General features: G+C 44.9%; 16 protein-coding genes and 1 riboswitch. Of the genes, 5 read left to right on the top strand and 11 right to left on the bottom strand.

From position 1 onward, the window contains the following. Nucleotides 1–217 precede the first annotated feature (217 nt). Complete coding sequence (locus ABVF09_RS17990; protein WP_026570985.1) at nt 218–1,363, bottom strand: sensor histidine kinase; 1,146 nt, start codon at nt 1,361–1,363, stop codon at nt 218–220. A gap of 213 nt (nt 1,364–1,576) precedes the next feature. On the opposite strand from ABVF09_RS17990, the gene ABVF09_RS17985 reads away from it, so the two are divergent. Next, nucleotides 1,577–2,209, top strand: a complete 633-nt coding sequence (locus tag ABVF09_RS17985; RefSeq protein WP_371069780.1) for a YigZ family protein — start codon at nt 1,577–1,579, stop codon at nt 2,207–2,209. 90 nt (nt 2,210–2,299) lie between these two features. Here ABVF09_RS17985 and nagB read toward each other — a convergent pair whose 3' ends face one another. Continuing rightward, complete coding sequence (gene nagB, locus ABVF09_RS17980) at nt 2,300–3,031, bottom strand: glucosamine-6-phosphate deaminase (protein ID WP_202616133.1); 732 nt, start codon at nt 3,029–3,031, stop codon at nt 2,300–2,302. Further along, entirely contained in the window at nt 3,021–4,214 is a 1,194-nt protein-coding gene (gene nagA, locus ABVF09_RS17975) for an N-acetylglucosamine-6-phosphate deacetylase (protein WP_153463179.1), read from the bottom strand. Before nagA ends, nagB begins: the two co-directional genes overlap by 11 nt. A gap of 182 nt (nt 4,215–4,396) precedes the next feature. Between nagA and ABVF09_RS17970 the strand changes: the two genes are divergently transcribed. Further along, a complete protein-coding gene (locus tag ABVF09_RS17970) occupies nt 4,397–5,119 on the top strand; it encodes a GntR family transcriptional regulator (protein WP_371069779.1) in 723 nt (240 codons plus the stop codon). 407 nt (nt 5,120–5,526) lie between these two features. On the opposite strand, the gene nagE is transcribed toward ABVF09_RS17970, so the two are convergent. The 5 genes from nagE to ABVF09_RS17945 form a co-directional block, all read right to left on the bottom strand. After that, nucleotides 5,527–7,452, bottom strand: a complete 1,926-nt coding sequence (gene nagE / locus ABVF09_RS17965) for an N-acetylglucosamine-specific PTS transporter subunit IIBC (RefSeq protein WP_153463175.1) — start codon at nt 7,450–7,452, stop codon at nt 5,527–5,529. 160 nt (nt 7,453–7,612) lie between these two features. Beyond that, nucleotides 7,613–8,206 carry an REP-associated tyrosine transposase gene (locus tag ABVF09_RS17960; protein WP_051390451.1) on the bottom strand — a complete coding sequence of 198 codons (594 nt, stop codon included), beginning with the start codon at nt 8,204–8,206 and terminating at the stop codon, nt 7,613–7,615. A 180-nt stretch (nt 8,207–8,386) separates the two neighbouring features. After that, entirely contained in the window at nt 8,387–8,533 is a 147-nt protein-coding gene (locus tag ABVF09_RS17955) for a hypothetical protein (protein WP_371069778.1), read from the bottom strand. Nucleotides 8,534–9,392: 859 nt separating this feature from the next. Then, complete coding sequence (locus ABVF09_RS17950) at nt 9,393–9,725, bottom strand: helix-turn-helix domain-containing protein (protein WP_026570991.1); 333 nt, start codon at nt 9,723–9,725, stop codon at nt 9,393–9,395. A 79-nt stretch (nt 9,726–9,804) separates the two neighbouring features. Beyond that, nucleotides 9,805–9,939, bottom strand: a complete 135-nt coding sequence (locus ABVF09_RS17945; protein ID WP_081704646.1) for an anti-repressor SinI family protein — start codon at nt 9,937–9,939, stop codon at nt 9,805–9,807. 23 nt (nt 9,940–9,962) lie between these two features. Then, a riboswitch (cyclic di-GMP riboswitch) is annotated at nt 9,963–10,049 on the bottom strand. Between the two features lie 365 nt (nt 10,050–10,414). Between ABVF09_RS17945 and ABVF09_RS17940 the strand changes: the two genes are divergently transcribed. The 3 genes from ABVF09_RS17940 to ABVF09_RS17930 all read left to right on the top strand — a co-directional run bounded on the left by ABVF09_RS17940 (nt 10,415) and on the right by ABVF09_RS17930 (nt 14,484). After that, complete coding sequence (locus tag ABVF09_RS17940) at nt 10,415–11,026, top strand: class D sortase (protein WP_035427028.1); 612 nt, start codon at nt 10,415–10,417, stop codon at nt 11,024–11,026. A gap of 398 nt (nt 11,027–11,424) precedes the next feature. Further along, on the top strand, nt 11,425–12,435 hold the full coding sequence (locus tag ABVF09_RS17935; RefSeq protein WP_371069777.1) for an LCP family glycopolymer transferase: 1,011 nt from the start codon (nt 11,425–11,427) through the stop codon (nt 12,433–12,435). A gap of 27 nt (nt 12,436–12,462) precedes the next feature. Further along, nucleotides 12,463–14,484 (top strand): penicillin-binding transpeptidase domain-containing protein, encoded by a 2,022-nt coding sequence (locus ABVF09_RS17930; protein ID WP_371069776.1) that lies wholly within the window; start codon nt 12,463–12,465, stop codon nt 14,482–14,484. 400 nt (nt 14,485–14,884) lie between these two features. Here ABVF09_RS17930 and hxlB read toward each other — a convergent pair whose 3' ends face one another. The 3 genes from hxlB to ABVF09_RS17915 are packed head-to-tail and all read right to left on the bottom strand — an operon-like array spanning nt 14,885 to nt 17,040. Further along, nucleotides 14,885–15,448, bottom strand: a complete 564-nt coding sequence (gene hxlB / locus ABVF09_RS17925) for a 6-phospho-3-hexuloisomerase (RefSeq protein ID WP_035427030.1) — start codon at nt 15,446–15,448, stop codon at nt 14,885–14,887. Continuing rightward, on the bottom strand, nt 15,445–16,065 hold the full coding sequence (hxlA, locus tag ABVF09_RS17920; RefSeq protein ID WP_153463167.1) for a 3-hexulose-6-phosphate synthase: 621 nt from the start codon (nt 16,063–16,065) through the stop codon (nt 15,445–15,447). Before hxlA ends, hxlB begins: the two co-directional genes overlap by 4 nt. A gap of 21 nt (nt 16,066–16,086) precedes the next feature. After that, nucleotides 16,087–17,040, bottom strand: coding sequence for a sugar kinase (locus ABVF09_RS17915; RefSeq protein WP_153463165.1), 954 nt, complete (start codon nt 17,038–17,040; stop codon nt 16,087–16,089). Nucleotides 17,041–17,105: the final 65 nt, after the last annotated feature.

The raw sequence follows: 17,105 nt of genomic DNA, 5'->3' as shown, positions 1-17,105 counted from the left end.
CATGTAACAGGGGCAGCAGCTTCCCGCCGCCATGCGCGTTGATTTTTCCTCTTGTTGTAATAGTTGCTATGATTTCTACCACCAGTTACTAAACCTTATCTGCTGTCGCAGCATGTCTCTTTCTCTTTATTATACATGATATAGTTGGATTTGTATTAATTTGTGCCAGTTTCTCTAAGATTTTATGGTCAACAAATTACGACAATCCTCGTTTCTGCTATTCTTCCGGCTGGTTCAACGGCACATTGATAATGACGGAAGTGCCTTCGTTGATTTTAGAGTAAATGTCGATTTCCCCATCCAACATTTCCACTCGTTCCTTCATACCGATGATACCGAATGACTTTTCCCTTCTGTTGCCCATTTCAAACCCTTTCCCATTATCCTTGATGACCAATCCAACTTTGTCCTCCATGATTTCCATTTTCACTTGGATCAAGTTCGCCTCTGAATGTTTGACGGCATTTTGCACAGATTCCTGCATTAAACGGAACAAGGCAACTTCATACTTGGTATCCAGTCTCCGTTGCTCGCCAAGCGGTGTGAATTGGATTTTGATCCGGTTATATTCTTCGGTATTCGTCAGGTATTTTTTGATTGTCGGAACAAGCCCGAGATCATCGAGAGCCATCGGCCGCAAATCATAAATGATCCTTCTTACTTCCGACAAAGAAGTATGGACCATTTTCCGCATGCTTTTCATTTCCTGGACAGCTTCTTCCACACTCCGCTCGCGGAAAGTCCGGTCGACCAGTTCAGAGCGCAAAAGGATGTTAGCCAACATCTGGGCCGGACCATCGTGCATTTCGCGGGAAAGACGTCTGCGTTCCTCTTCTTGTGCTTCAATGATTTTCAAACCAAATTCCTGTTTTTGCTGAGCATCCTGCAGGACTTCGGAAACCTGCTTGAAATCATCATTCAAGTAATTCAGCACAACCGAAATTTTTCCGACCAGCCCTTCCGCGCGCTTGACTGTCTGTTCCAGTGAACGGAGGCGGCGCTCGATTTCATCACGTTTTTCACGGAGGTTTCTTTCTTTTTCCCGTTTCATTGTCAGCTCGGATTGTAACGTATGGGTTTGATCATAAACTTCTCTGATTTCTTTTTCTGTAAAATTATCAAAATGCTTACTAACTTCGGATAGTCTAATTCTGGAGAACCGCACTTTTTGTTCGAGATCGTCGCCTTCTTCGATAACATGGATGACCTTACGCTTTGTTTCAGCTAATTCATTTTGCAGCTGTTCATATTCTTTACGTGACTCTTCGCCTATGTAAAAGACTTCATCCTTACTGTTTTCCACGGTATCGATCATCTCAGTTATAATATGGTCCAATGCTTTCTCATCTGCTTTCTTTGTCATCTTTCTCCACCTATCTCCTCATAGTACATTCGAAGGATAAATCAGGCTTATGGGGGTAATTTCCCCTGTACTGCTAAATTTTTCATAAAAAAGTTCCTTCAAATATTTCCAAGTTGCCTAAAAAAGCCCCACACGCGCAGCCAGCAGATTCTCAATTATTTGCGGCACTTGTTCTTACTTTATATAATGAAGATTTAGGAGGTTAAATGCAAGATGCTAAATAGCTATTTTACCGTAAAATCCGACGGTTCCGATGAAATCGTCATTCAAAAATCGCGCTTTATCGGCCATGTGAAAAGAGTTGAAACCGAAGAAGAAGCACAAGCATTCATCAGTGAAATCAAAAAAAGACATCATGATGCCACCCACAACTGTTCTGCTTATATGATCGGTGAACAGAACCTTATTCAAAAAGCCAATGATGATGGCGAACCGAGCGGAACTGCCGGCGTTCCCATTCTCGAGGTTTTGAAAAAGAAAGACCTTAAAGATACTGCCGTTGTGGTCACCCGTTATTTCGGAGGAATCAAGCTCGGAGCCGGAGGACTGATCCGTGCATATTCGAGCACCACCTCCCAGGCTCTGGAGACAACCGGCATCGTTAAACGCCAGCTGATGCAAAAATTTCTTATCACGGTCGACTATGCGCTGCTCGGCAAATTGGAAAACCAGCTCCGGAATTCGCCACATTTGTTGAAGGAAATTGGCTATCAGGAAAACGTGGAATTCTCCGTCTATGTCGAAAGTGGACAGGAAGAAGCGTTCACCGAGTGGATCGTCGATTTGACCAGTGACCAGGCTGAAATCACAGCCCAGGGGAACTCATACTTGGAAATCGATGTTTGACCGTTTTTTCGACAAAAAACAATTATTTCCCGGGAAATTTTTTAAAGGAAAGAGGAAAGGCAATCCCTCTGTGAAAAATCACTGGATTGCCTAAACACTAACCTTTGATAATGCTGCTTTGTCGGCGATGACTTGAACATTGGGATGTTTTTGCAAGATTGATGCGGGAAAGTCCTCCGATACTTTACCGTGCAGCAGTTGATCTAATGCCCGAGCCTTTTTCTCCCCTGATACGAGTAACACAATCTGCTTGCTATTCATGATGGTGGCAATGCCCATCGTGATTGCTTGTTTTGGTACCTCCTGCTCATTCTCAAAGAAACGGGCATTTGCTTTTCTGGTTGAAGCTGCCAGATCAACAACATGAGTTTTCGTCGTAAACCGAGTTCCCGGTTCGTTGAAACCAATATGGCCGTTCGTACCAATTCCTAATAATTGAAGATCGATTTCTTTATGATCCTTCAGCAGCTGCTCATACCGACGGCACTCGCTCTCTAGATCATCCGCCTCTCCATTCGGCACGAAAGTCTTTTGTTTATCGATATCAATATGGTCAAAAAACTTTTCGTCCATGAAATAACGATAGCTGTGCGGGTCGCTTCCCTGCATTCCGACATATTCATCAAGGTTGAAGGTTGTCGCACTCCGGAAGGATACTTGGTCACTTCGATGTGCCTCTATCAGGCGTTGATAAACGCCCTCGGGGGTCGAGCCTGTCGCCAGACCGAGCACCGGTTTTTCCAGTCTGTTCACTGTTTCCATGATTAATTGGGCGCCGGCCACGCTCATAGCTTGGTAGTCCTCTACTTGTTTAATTTCCACTTTTGTCCGCCTCCTCATATGCCAATTCTCCGCGGCAAAACGTATATTTTACCGATACATCATCTTCCACCAGCAAAATGTCGGCATCTTTGCCCGGAGCAAGGCTGCCTTTTCTCTCGTACATATTGATTTGTTTTGCCGGATTCACTGCCGTCATGTTGATAATGTCCCGCAACGTCGCATTGGTTGTTTCCAGTATATTTTTCGCGCCTTGATTCATTTTTAAGATTGATCCGGCCAGGGTTCCGTCACTTAACGTCGCCCGGTCCTCTGTTACCGTCGCTTCCTGTCCACCAAGATCATAGGTCCCCGGTTGCAAGCACTTTGCCCGGAGCGCGTCGGTTATGAGCAGGAGCCGTTCACTGCCAATGTTTTGGTAAATGAAACCGATCATTTCCGGAGAGACATGAATTTTATCGGCAATCAACTCGCTTTTCAGTTCTTCCAAAGTGAGAGCCGCTCCTACCACCCCGATATCCCGGTGATGAATCGGCGACATGGCGTTGCATAAATGGGTAACCTGTCTGACACCGTGCTCGACCGCTATTCGCATATCGGCAATCGTTGCTGCGGTGTGACCTGCCGAAACGTTAATGCCTTGACTGGCGAGATACCTGATCAGTGCTCCCTCCACGTCTTTTTCCGGAGCCATTGTAATCGTCTTGATTTTATTACCGGAAATACGCTGCCATTTTTCAAATTGTTCGACCTCCGGAGCGAGGATGTGCTCCTTCGGCTGTGCACCTGCTTTCTTTTCCTCGATAAACGGTCCTTCTAAGTGGATGCCGATGATTTCAGCTTGTGCCGGCTTGTTTTGATAAGATGCCACGTTCGCCAATGCGCGGTGGATATTGTCCTCTGATTGGGTAATGGTCGTTGCAAGAAAACTGGTGGTTCCTTCTTTTGGGAGGGCTGAAGCCATGGTCTCCAATGCTTCCGGGGTCGCATCCATGACGTCAGCACCGTCGGCACCATGAATATGCCCGTCGATAAATCCCGGGACGGCATTGAGACCTTTCGCGTCTATATTGGTCGCTGTCGTGAATTTGTGATCTTTCAGTTGACTCATGTGGCCGATTTCCGTTATTTTTCCTTGTTCAGCTATCAAATATCCGTTTTCGATGACTTCTTCTTCCGCGAAAACCTTGACATTTTTTATAAGTAACGTGTTTTCCTTCGCCACTGTCGCTCGCCTCTTTTCATTTTATTGCAAAAATCATCGCCTGAAGTTACTTTTAAGGTATCATAATGAGATATAGTTGTCTATACATTAAGATAAGTATATACTTAGCCCGAATATTTTGATAAAATTTTTAAAGATACGTTAGTTTTCCCAAACAAGCCAACTGATGAAAGGAGAAGGATATGGTCGATAAAAATTCGCCGTTACCTATATATTATCAATTGGAAGAAGAAATCAAACAGCTGATCAAAACCGAGCAGCTCAAGCCGGGAGAACTGCTCCCTTCCGAACGGGAATATGCCGAGAAACACCATATCAGCCGGATGACCGTCAGACAGGCGATCAACAATCTGGCGGCTGAAGGATTGCTGTTCCGGCAAAAAGGCAAAGGCACCTTCGTTGCCGAGCAAAAATTCGAGCAAAATTTACAGGGACTGACCAGCTTCAGTGAGGATATGCGGGCTCGCGGCCTCAAACCTTCCAGCAGACTAGTCAGTTTTGAAGAGATTGTAGCAGATGAAAAACTGGCCGCCAATCTTGCGGTGGAAGTAGGCGCGTCCATTTTTAAAATCGAGCGGATCCGGATGGCGGATCAAGCGCCACTGGCCGTCGAAACCATCTATACTTCAAAAAAAATCGCTGGAAACATGACGAGAGATGACTTTGCTCCGTCGTTCTATGACTATATCGAAAGCACATTGGGGTTCACCATCAAACATGCCAATCAGGAAATCGAATCGGCACTTGCCAATGAAAAGGAAATCGAACACCTACAGCTGAATCCAGGCGATCCCGTCTTATTGATCGAACGACTCACCTACTTAAGCAATGATGAACCGTTCGAATACGTGAAATCCGCCTACCGTGCAGACAAATACAAATTCAAACTCCAGATGCCTCGCTGAAACAAGTTGAGTGAATTCAGCACAGGCTCCGACGTTGGGTCTGGGAGTTGGTGTCTGCTGGGATTTGGGATTTGGGGATTTGGGGTCAGTCCCCGATTGTTCATTTTAAGGCTTACCAGAGTGAAAAAGGCCGTTGTGGGGTCAGTCCCTATAGCGGCCTTTTCGTACGCGTTAAAGTTGAAACATTTGATTCCATGGGCTTTATATCGGCCAGGGGACTGACCCCCTAATTTATTTTCCACAGTTTATGGCTGAAACGGGGGACAGAACGGGGGACAGTCCCCTATGCCAGTGAATCATTCATTTTTCGGTTTTCATTCTTATTTGGGGTCAGTCCCCGAACCTACACGAAACCCCCGGCTGTTTGAGGTACAGCCGGGGGTTTTGTATGCTTCTTCTTATTATGTTTACTTTACTTCGACGATATTGGCTTGGTTCGCTTTGATGCTTCCGGTTTGAACCAGGTTCACTTGATCATTTTCTTCTAGATTCGTGAAGATGACAGGCGAAATGGTGGAAGCTGCATTTTCTTTAATAAAGGCAAGATCAACCTGAAGAAGTTTGTCTCCTTTTTTCACTTGCTGACCTTCTTTTACAAAAACCTCAAAGCCTTTGCCTCCAAGCTGCACCGTATCCAGTCCAACATGGACAAGGACTTCATGACCGCTCTCGGCTTTAATTCCGACAGCATGATTGGTCGGGAAAACGTTAATAATTTCACCGTCAACCGGAGCGACAAATAAGCCTTCATCCGGCTCAATCGCAAATCCTTCTCCCATCATTTTCTGAGAAAAGACCTCGTCCGGGACTTCAGTGATATCGATCATTTTCCCAGAAGCCGGAGCAACAAAATCATCGCCGCTAAGTTCTCCTAGAGCCTCTTTGTTACCCTCTGCCTGATCGTTTACTGACTCTTCTCCGGGAGCTTCCATGTTATTGTTTTCCATCCGCTTCCGCATTGCTTCTGCCAGGAAGTCAACGGTAGTTCCGACCACGACGTGTAAGTTACGCTTGTTCAACTTCATGACACCATTGGCACCCTGCCGTTTTAACGCCTTTTCGTCGACTTGCTCCATGTTGTTCATTTCCAAACGTAGTCTGGTTGCACAATAATCCAGATTTTTGATATTTTCCGGACCGCCTAAAGCTTGTAAGTAATGATATGCTTTTGCATCATAATTCTTGCCGCCTTTTGAAGCGATCCCGCTCTCGTCGGCATGTTCTTCGTCCTCGTCTTCACGACCAGGTGTTTTTAAATCAAGTTTGATAATTAACAAGTAGAAAACGACAAAGTAAATCGCGGCGAAGACCAATCCTTGTATAAACAGAATGATCGGGTTTTGGGCTATGCCGAAATTCAACACATAATCAATAAAACCTGCCGAAAAACCGAACCCGTGCCGGACATCGAGCCATAGAGCAACCATCATGGATATACCGGTCAATACGGCATGCACTACATACAATAGTGGAGACAAAAACATGAACGAAAACTCTATTGGTTCTGTTACACCTGTCAAAAATGCGGTGAAACCGATACTGAACAACATGCCGCCGACTGCTGCACGGCGTGTCTTTTTAGCTGCGGCATACATTGCCAGACATGCTGCCGGCAGACCGAACATCATGATAGGGAAGAAACCGGCAAGGAAAGTTCCTGCTGATGGATCTCCTTTCAAGAATCGGTTGATTTCTCCACGTACCGGTTCAGAGGCTCCATCAGGCACGAACGAGCCAAAGTCAAACCAGACGAGGGTGTTGATCACATGGTGCAAACCGACTGGAATCAGTAACCGGTTGAAGAAACCATATGTTCCGACGCCAAGTGCTCCCGCACCAAGCATCCATTCACCCAGACCATTGATTACTGCTTGGATTGGCGGCCAGATGATTCCGAAGATACCAGATAATATTACCATGACAATTGCTGTAATTATCGGAACAAATCGTTTACCGCCAAAAAACGCCAGCCAGTCTGGAAGTTGAATATTGGAATATCGATTGTATAGAAGACCCGCAACAATTCCGGCGATAATACCACCGAACACTCCCATATCCAAATCATCCCCAAAGGATCCTACACCGCCAGTCAGTACCAGGAAAGCAACGGCACCCGACAAAGCAGCAGCTCCGCTTCCATCCCTGGCAAATCCCATTGCGACACCAATAGCGAAAATAAGTGCCAGATTATCTAATATCCCACTTCCAGCTTGGCTGATAAACTGGATATCCAACATGTCGTCGGCACCTAGTCTAACCAGCAAAGCCGCAGCAGGAAGCATAGCGATCGGGAACATTAGTGATTTACCAATCCGCTGTAAAAACGCTAACATTTCATCCACTCCTCTTGCTGTTTTTGAAAACGCTGTAGAAAGTATAACATCAATGATATATAGATGTCTATACCAATTTGTTGTAAGGGGACAGTTCCTCCCTCCGCAATATTCGGCTAAACCTATTATAGAGGGACTGTCCCCAAATAAAAACCAAAAATTATTGGTCTTCCGGGATAGGACCTGGCAATACCGGAGCCAAAGCGGTCACTTTTGTTTTCCTGTCATTGACATACTCATGGTAATGGAGCCTTCTTGGTTCGAAGAAATAGGATAACAGCTTATTTGGCTCTATGATTCTTTTGTGCATTTCGGGAAATATATATTCATGGTAACTGCTCCAGCGGTATTGTTCGGGGAGGGTACAAATTTTGGCAGCGCAAGGATTTAAATGGATATAGCGGGAAACATGCAGGAAGTATTGTATAGAGGTGATGTAATGGGCATGAAACCTTCCTTGAAAAACGTGTCCGACTAAATCATATTTATTGTTGAAATAAATAGCGTATTTCATGTGCAGGATTTTCATAAAGCTGCTCGGGGATTGATCAGTGGCTTCCGCGAGGAGATGGATGTGGTTAGGCATAAGACAGTAGGCATGCAAAATGAATGGATATTTTTGTTTCACAAGTTGAAGGATCTCTAAGTACTGCCGAAAATCTTCCTCCTCTCTAAACAAGGCTTGCTTCCTGTTCCCGCGGGCTGTGATGTGGTAAGTTCCACCCGGAATCCATGCTCTCGACAATCTCGCCATACGCATTTCTCCTTTCATTTTCTATTTACAAACATACCATTCGACAATATTTCCAAAAACCCTTTTCTATGCTTCGGCAGGATTTAGTGGGGTCAGTCCCCCACTTTGGTATATTGGTAGAGCGATAAAGCCAACATGCAAAGAAAAAAGCGTTGAATCGTTTCAACGCTTTTTTCTTCATTAGGCATTATCTGATTTCAATACTTGATACTGGTTCAATTCCCTGATTAAATGTTCGATAAATTCATGGGAATCATTTATTTGGGCACTCTCTGTTTTATCAATTAATTTAGTCAATACATTTTTATATAACTCTTGTTCTTTCATTTTTTCACCTCAATTTTCTATCAATCTATCAATCACTTTAAATAGCAGAATAATCTGACAACTAACCTTTTTGAAACATAATATCATTACTATACCATCTTCTGGGACAAAAAAGCGATGTTTTTTTCAAAATTTGACAAATTTTTCAGGCAGCTTTTATTTTTTTAGCAGGCTACACTCAATTGCCGGTTGGTTCCTCTTCTCTCCAGTACTTCATCCCCTACCAACAAGCGAGTTCGATTTTAGTAAAAAACGAGATTATCTGTGAATGTAATTAATTTGGAATTCAACTGTTTTCTGAAGGCGGTATAAAAACAAAGCTTCAATATAAAGATCACATTCAACCCTGCCAATATGAAGGATTCTACCAATCCATATACCCCCATTGCACGAATGCTAATCACGGTAATCTCGGACTCAGCGGATTCACAACCCCTCTCCCATAAAGGATAATCTCCAAGAAACATGCACCTAACATAAGGCTCCATGCTCTGTTTTGTACGGTTATGAGGAAAAGCAAAATCTGTTCTCGTCCTACAAATCGGCAACATCCGGAAACACTGCTTTTACAAGAGCTGCATCTCCCACTTTCCTTCATGCAATTAATTCAATCTGTCATTATACCATTCCTTTACCGCTCTACCAGAATGGGGGTCAGTCCCTAAAAATTCTTGGGACTTACCATCTAAAACCTGCTTGGCCTACGTCCCCCAAGGTTTTCCTTTTGTTAAACAATGCTTTACTGATTTACCGTACTAATAAGATGAGGGACTGACCCTTTTATATAAATTCTTTCCCCACGAAACGCAAAACACCCAGAGGGGTTCATCCCTCCGGGTGTCAGTTTTTCTATTCTTATTTATTTTTCCTGGTTGATTCTCCAACGGTTAAATTCGAGAAATTCTCTGAATTGCTCTTTTGAAACTCCTGAGTCCATGGCATCTTGAACGAGTTCCAACCAATCTTCGTCCAACTGCTTCTTCATTTCTTCGCTGTCTTCCTTCATTAGCAGTTCGTTGATGGACACTCCCAATACAGCGCCGACTTTCTCCATAAACTGTATAGAGGGATTGGTTTGCAGGTTTCTTTCGATAGAGCTCAAGTATGATTTGGCCACACCAGCTTGTTCTGCCAATTCAGATAAGGACATTTTTTTCTCTTGACGTAATTGTTTGATTTTATCCCCGATCAAGGCCATTCACCTTCTTTCAACCAGATTATATCATAAGAAAGGTGAATGGTTCTATATAAAGCACAAAAAACAATCACAGTTATTTGCTGTTCATGGAGGTGTGTTGTGTTAAAAAGAGCCTGACGTCTTCTAGTTCCAGTCCGATTTGTTTTGCTTCTTCCATCAGGTTTACCCAATCTTTATCCAAAACTCTATCGTCTACCGTTTTCAACATACAATTTACCCTCCAATATTCTGTCAGGCAGCACAGCCATCCTTGCACCTAGGCGCTTTAGATCTGTTGCTTTGCGTCCTTACTTTTCAATAAGTTTGCCTTTTTACTGAAGAAGCAATGTTATATTCAAAATATACTATATTTCCCATGGCTTTCCTACGGGGTATTTTTGTCTAATAACTACTAGTTTTGTAAAGGGCAAAAAACAGCAAGTAATGAAATTCTCCCATTAAAATGACAAAATACCGCTCTATTCGAAGTTGTTTCTTTTTTCTGGCGTTTTTCCGAAACAATATTCCGGGCAGATGGCCCTAATGTGATATATCTGCTAGGATCACTTTGAAAAGATTAGCGAATCACAAAGGTTATTGTCTGTTGTTTTGCCTACGGAAAACTGGTAAATTTAAACTGCAAGTAAGCCAAATTGACGGATTTCTATTGCTTTCAAAAAATAAATCGGAAATGGGAAAGAGAGATGAACCGGGTGAAAAAAATAGCGTTTCTGGTAATGATTGCTGGAATTGTATTATTGAGCTGCGGATTCATACAGTTGATGCACACAGAACGTGCCCAGCAAAACAGTCTTGCTGATGCTCATGCTTTACTGAATGGAGAGAAAACGAATGAAAGAATGAATACCGCTCAAACATCCGAACAAGGAGCAGCCAACACGGCTGAGTATCTTCCGGGACAAGGAGAAACGGCCGGGATTCTGTCAATACCAAAAATAGGCGCTGAACTGCCGATTGTGGAGGGAACCGATCCAGATGATTTGGAAAAAGGAGTAGGTCATTATAAAGGAACAGCATATCCAGCCGAAGATGACCAGATTGTCCTTTCCGGACATAGAGACACCGTTTTCCGACGGATGGGAGAAGTAGAAGTCGGTGATATATTTATTGTCAGGCTTCCATACGGGGAGTTCCGTTATGAAATGAAGAGCGCCAGAGTTGTCGATGCCGATGACCGAACCGTAATCAAGCCCACTGCACCGGAAGAAATATTGACACTGACAACCTGCTATCCCTTTTCCTATTTAGGCAATGCCCCTCAGCGCTATGTTATCACCGCTGTTCCCGTGGAATAACCAATTAGCAGCCTTTGGGACCAGTATTGGGGTCAGTCCCCGTAAAAGTCCTACATAGAATATAGACGACTTCTCCGTGATACGGGGGACTGTCCCCAAAACAGGAGCTTCACCCCGTTATTTCACTATAAACCCTATAATATCGGCTTTTTGCCATTGAGGGGGTCTGACCCTCCTTTAATTGTTTCTACCTTTTCAAGCGTTTAATGACCGAAGCGGGGACTGACCCCCGAATCCTGACCCCCGAATCGCTGACCCCGAATCGACCCTGCATCGATCTCTTCTCCTTTCCTTCTGAATTCACAGTTTTTTTGGTTTCTGTTTTAGACGTTGGCCGGGTTAATGGGGTATAATGGTTTTTGGAATCTTTTAACTAAAAAATAAAAAGGGGTTATGCAGTGGCACGGCAGACGCACAGGAAAAAGCGCGGAAATCGGCGGCGCTTGCTGCTCTGGTTGGGCGGTGTATTATTAGTAGTGCTTATTGCGGCGGCTGGATACGGAATCTATTTATACGAAAAGTTGCAAGACACTGTTGAAAATATCCATGAACCCTTGAACGGAGAACTACAATCAGAGGAAACCGGCACGAACAACCAGTCAGGAAACAATCAAACCGCCGATGGACAATCAAATTCATCTGACGACGATACTGTCACGAAAACCGATGACGAACAAAAGACGTTGAATTTCCTATTACTAGGAGTTGATGAACGCGACAATGACCAGGGGCGTTCCGATACGATGATCCTGGTATCCGCCAATCCAAATACCGATTCTATGGTGATGATGAGCATCCCCCGTGATACATACACCGAGATCCCCGGAGAGGGAATGGATAAAATCAATCACGCGTATGCTTTTGGCGGTACTGCACTTGCTGTCCAGACGGTCAAACAAACCTTCGATGTCCCCATCGATTTTTATATAAAGATAAACATGGAAGGGTTCCGGGACGGCATCGATGCTCTGAACGGGGTGACGGTTGAAAATAGTTTCGCCTTCACTCGGGATGGCATGGATTTCCCAAAAGGAGAAATCCATTTGAATGGCGAAGAAGCTCTCGCCTATACGAGAATGCGAAAAAAAGATCCGCAGGGGGACTTGGGACGGAATGAGAGACAGCGTCAAGTCATTCAGGCTTCCCTGGATCAGGCAGCTAACTTCTCCAATTTCACAAAGATCGGCCGAATTCTTGATATTATCGGAGGAAACGTCCGGACCGATATGAAAATGGAAAATATCCGGAATGTGTATTCCAATTACCGCCAGACCCGTAAAACAATCGATACACTGGAAATCAAGGGATCCGGAGAAACACTGGATGATGGCATTTGGTACTACATGGTCAAGGATGAAGAATTGGCACGGCTGCACGCAGAACTGAAGGAACATATGCAAGCCCGCTAACGATAAAAGAAAGGAAGGGTTCACTACGTGAGAAAAATTTATAGTTTGCTAGCAATGGTTACACTGATATTGGGACTGTCAGCTTGTTCCAACGATGAAGTCACCCCCGAAAAACGGATGGATGAATTTGTAGGACACTGGAACGATAAGGATTTTGAAGCTATGTATAAAATGGCTTCTTCCGAATCTAAAGAGGCTTACCCAACCGAGGAATTCGTCGATCGGTACGAAAAAATCTATAACGATTTAAATGTGGAAAATCTGAGTGTCAGCTATGAAAAACCTGAAGAAGGGGAAGAAAACAGCGAAGAGGAAGATAAAGCTTCTTTCCCGCTTTCAGTTGAAATGGATACCATCGGTGGACCGATATCTTTTGATTATCAAGCCACGATGAACAAGATAGAAGATGAAGATGGAGAGACTGACTGGGTAGTCAATTGGGATCCAGGCTACATTTTTCCGCAATTGAAGGATGGCGGGGAAATTTCGTTCCAAAGCGAGTCTCCTGAAAGAGGGGAGATTTTCGATCGGAATCAAAACGGACTTGCAATAAATGAAGAAATTTACGAAATCGGCGTCGTTCCCGGGGAATTCGGGGAAAACGCAGAAGAAACAAAAAAAGAAATAGCCGACCTTCTAGCAATGAATGTCGATTCCATCAATACAGCTTTGAACGCTGAATGGGTGCAAGATGACTCCTTTGTTCCGCTGAAAAAAGTACCAAAAACAAACAAAGAACAACTGGATGCCTTGTTTGAACTAGGACCGGTGTTGAGCCAAACTACCACCGGCAGGGTTTATCCATACGGGGAGTCGGCTTCTCATCTGGTCGGATATATCGGCTCTGTCACTGCAGAAGAAATGGAAGAAGCAGAGCCGGGTGCGTATTCCAATGGAGACGTTATCGGAAAACGAGGATTGGAATTATTGTTTGAAGACCGTCTCAAGGGAGAATCCGGAGTGACGATTGCTGTTACGAAAGAAGGAGAAGAAGACCAGATACTGACCCAGAAGGAAGTCAAAGACGGAGAAGATATCACGGTCACCATTGATGCAGATATCCAGCAATCGATTTACGATTCGTACGAGGATCAAACAGGGACAGCCGCTGCTATACAGCCGAAAACCGGTGAAACACTCGCACTTGTGAGTGCACCTGGATTCGATCCTAACGAACTTGCATATGGCATCAGTCAATCAAGACTGAAAGAATTGCAGGAGGACGAACAAAAGCCGCTGCAAAACCGTTTCAGCGCTACTTTTGCCCCAGGATCTTCGATTAAACCGATTACCGCAGCAATCGGACTTGAAACAGGGGCAATCGATCCGAAAGAAGCAATCGAAATCAACGGTCTCACCTGGCAAAAAGATGAGTCCTGGGGTGACTATCGTGTAACACGGGTATCTGAAGGCAGCCCTGTCGATTTGACAGATGCACTCGTCCGATCCGATAATATTTACTTCGCTCAGCAGGCGCTGGAAATCGGCTCCGACAAATTGATTGACGGCCTTAACCAATTTGGTGTCGGGGAAGACTTCCCTTACACCTATCCAATCGAGGCTTCGACCGTTTCCAATAATGGTGAAATCGATAGTGAAGCAATGTTGGCCGACACAAGCTACGGTCAAGGCCAATTGGAAATGAGTGCACTGCATCTGGCAGTTGCCTACACCACTTTGCTAAACGACGGTAATATGATTCAGCCGACCTTGGAAGAAAGTGAAGAAGACAGCAAGGTTTGGAAGGAAGGCATCGTCAGCGGGAAAAACATCGATACAATCCGCGATGCACTTCGCAAGGTCGTGTCCGCTCCGAACGGGACGGCGCACAGTGCAGCTTCGTTGGACATCAATTTGTCTGGGAAAACAGGAACGGCCGAATTGAAAAAAAGCCTGGACGATGAAAATGCCGAGGAAAACGGTTGGTTCGTCACCTATCCTGAAGATGAAGACCTCTTAATTTCCATGATGATGGAAAACGTGAAAGAACAAGGTGGCAGCCATATCGTAGTCGACCGGGCCGTTGAAGCATTACAGGAAATAAAATAGCTTCCAGCTATTGACTGCCGGGAAGACAGTGATGAGGGATGACAACTTGCAAATAAGCTGTCATCCTTCTTTTTGTTCTCTAAACTAGGATCCTTAATGTGCATGAAACACTTTTCGAAAAACCATGAAAAAGGTGAATCAAAATCCGCAGCTTTTCACAGAAATACGTTACACCCTTTATCAATGGGATGCTAATTGTACTCGGTAATGCTCGGTTTTTCTTTTCTTCTTTTTCCAAAAGCTATCATGATTTCGTTCTTGAAAACACAGGAATCCATCCGCTGATTTGGGTAATCGTAACATTCTTTGCTTTGTTTGCCTACGCTATGTCATAATACTTCCCCACAATAAAACCCCAATAACAAAAGGGACTATCGGTTTGACAGTCCCTTTTAAAATCTTATTCCAAATTTGTATGCTGTTGTTTTAGTGCCTCGTGACTGGTGCTCTTGAACGCTTCTATTGCGTAAATAATTGAAGCGTCCAACACTAAATGCAAGGTTTGGTCAAACTGATTGCCGAGCGGCTGGATTGTATCAGGCTCATGTGCCAACCTTTTTTTCGTTGCTGTCGGCAGGTAGACAGCATGATGAGCCAGCTGACTCAAAGGGGACTCAGGATTCGCAGTAACCGCTGCAACTCTGGCACCTACTTCTCGTGCTTTATCAGCTTTCGTGTACGTGCCGCCGGTCGAACCAGAACCGGAAAGTGCCACATATAAGTCGTCTGCCGCTATGCTTGGCGTGATAGTCTCACCGACCACATACACCGGAAAACCAGCATGCATCAACCGCATGGCAAATGCTTTCCCCATCAGGCCGGTGCGTCCCTCACCGTCGACAAAAATCCGCTTGGCGCTGTTCAATTCTTCAGCAAGGCGCTGAACGCTCTCGGTATCTACCTGGTTAAGTACTCCTGTGATTTCTTTCCCGACTGTATCGAGGATTTGGTTCATATTTTTCATTCGATCATCCCTTTAATCGTTTTGGCAGCTTCTTCCTTGTTCACAGCTTTTGTGATCGCACTCCCGACGATAACGATATCCGGACGGTGCTCCATGAATGCCGGCAGGCTGTCTTGATTGATTCCCCCAGCCACAGCAGTTTGGACACCGTTCAGCCCTTCGACCAGGCGAAAATGCTCCGCCTCCAGTCCGCCGCTCTTCTGTTCGTCTTTGCCGATGTGAAGCGATAACAATTCGGCTCCACTCCCCACCAGTTCTTCTATCTTTTCGCGACTCCTGATTCCAAGCAAGTCTACCATGATCTGCTTGCCGGACTGATCAGCCACTTCGACACAGTCCCTTATCGTTTGCAATGGTGCGAATCCCATTACTGTGATAACATCAGCTCCTGCATCCAACGCCAATGCCGTTTCATGCTTACCCGCATCGCAAATTTTCATATCAGCGACCAATGTTTTTTCTGGATAGGCTTGTTTCATCGCTTTGATGATTTCAACACCGAATTCTTTGATGGTACCGGTACCTATTTCAATGTAATCAACAGAACCCCTCACAGATTCGATTACCGCAAAGCATTCAGGCCATGACAGGCGATCCAACGCCACTTGTAATTTCACGGAACATTCCTCCTTCGCTTTCTACCGTTCGATTCGTTTTTTCTCCCCTATCATTTCCAACACTTCATCTAAATCAGGCAAGCCCTCATTGTCACCAGCCACGGAAACAACGAGCGCTCCCACTGCATTGGCAAACGTCAACATCCGTTCGGCAGGCCAATCTTGATTCCATGCATAGATGAATCCTGCATCGAATCCGTCCCCGGCCCCTACTGTATCGACCACTTTTCCTACAAGGAAACCAGGGGCTTGCAAGCGTTGGCCATGTATATATCCGACACTGCCGTCAGCTCCTTTTTTGATGACAATGGCTTCTATGCCAAAAGGCTCGAGCTTCTCGACCAATTCCGTTTCCTTTTCATCCATCTCGAAAAGGAAACTCAACTCCTCAATTCCCGCTAACAGGATATCGACATCCGGGAGAAAAGATTTGAGCACTTCCCTCGCTCTTGCTTTGCTCCACAGCTTCAACCGGATATTCGGGTCGAAAGAAACCTTCAATCCGTGTTTTTTTGCGAGTGAAATGGTCCTTCTGACCAATTCGACATTCCGTTCAGATATTGCCGGAAAAACGCCGGTAATATGAAGGATTTTTGCTTGTTTGATGTAGGCTTCGTCAATGTCTTCCAACGTCATCGTTTCGGTCGGTGATTTTTCCCGATAATAAAACGTTTTGCCATCCCCGGATTCACGAATTTCTTTAAAATTGACAGAAGTCGGGTATCCCTCGACAAGGCGGGCTTCCGTGACGTCGACTCCTTCCCCGCGCATAAAGTTGAGTATGAACTTTCCAAATTCGTCTTTCCCGACCCGGCTGATCCAGCCGCTGCGAAGTCCAAGCCGGGCGCAGCCTACGGCAAAATTCAGTTCTGCTCCCCCCACTTTGCGTTCAAACTCGTTTACAAACCGCATCGGTCCGGTACTTTTGGGATTGAAAGTGATCATTCCATCTCCGATTGTTATTACGTCCAGCATTTGAAACACTTCCTTTGTGTGAACTGGAAAAGCAGCCGAACATGACGCCCGGTGCGCTTGGCTGC

The organism is Sediminibacillus sp. JSM 1682029 (genome assembly GCF_041366435.1).
GTDB classification, from domain to species: domain Bacteria; phylum Bacillota; class Bacilli; order Bacillales; family Amphibacillaceae; genus Sediminibacillus; species Sediminibacillus terrae.
This window is presented reverse-complemented; position numbering and strand designations above follow the sequence as displayed.

What these genes read in the sequence shown, in the direction of transcription:
- nagE (WP_153463175.1), bottom strand. Translation starts at nt 7,452, where the DNA reads ATGTTAGCGTTTTTACAGCGGATTGGTAAATCACTAATGTTCCCGATC.
- ABVF09_RS17985 (WP_371069780.1), top strand. Translation starts at nt 1,577, where the DNA reads ATGCTAAATAGCTATTTTACCGTAAAATCCGACGGTTCCGATGAAATC.
- ABVF09_RS17945 (WP_081704646.1), bottom strand. Translation starts at nt 9,939, where the DNA reads ATGTTGAAAACGGTAGACGATAGAGTTTTGGATAAAGATTGGGTAAAC.
- hxlB (WP_035427030.1), bottom strand. Translation starts at nt 15,448, where the DNA reads ATGAAAAATATGAACCAAATCCTCGATACAGTCGGGAAAGAAATCACA.
- ABVF09_RS17970 (WP_371069779.1), top strand. Translation starts at nt 4,397, where the DNA reads ATGGTCGATAAAAATTCGCCGTTACCTATATATTATCAATTGGAAGAA.
- ABVF09_RS17955 (WP_371069778.1), bottom strand. Translation starts at nt 8,533, where the DNA reads ATGAAAGAACAAGAGTTATATAAAAATGTATTGACTAAATTAATTGAT.
- ABVF09_RS17915 (WP_153463165.1), bottom strand. Translation starts at nt 17,040, where the DNA reads ATGCTGGACGTAATAACAATCGGAGATGGAATGATCACTTTCAATCCC.
- ABVF09_RS17940 (WP_035427028.1), top strand. Translation starts at nt 10,415, where the DNA reads ATGAACCGGGTGAAAAAAATAGCGTTTCTGGTAATGATTGCTGGAATT.
- ABVF09_RS17990 (WP_026570985.1), bottom strand. Translation starts at nt 1,363, where the DNA reads ATGACAAAGAAAGCAGATGAGAAAGCATTGGACCATATTATAACTGAG.
- ABVF09_RS17960 (WP_051390451.1), bottom strand. Translation starts at nt 8,206, where the DNA reads ATGGCGAGATTGTCGAGAGCATGGATTCCGGGTGGAACTTACCACATC.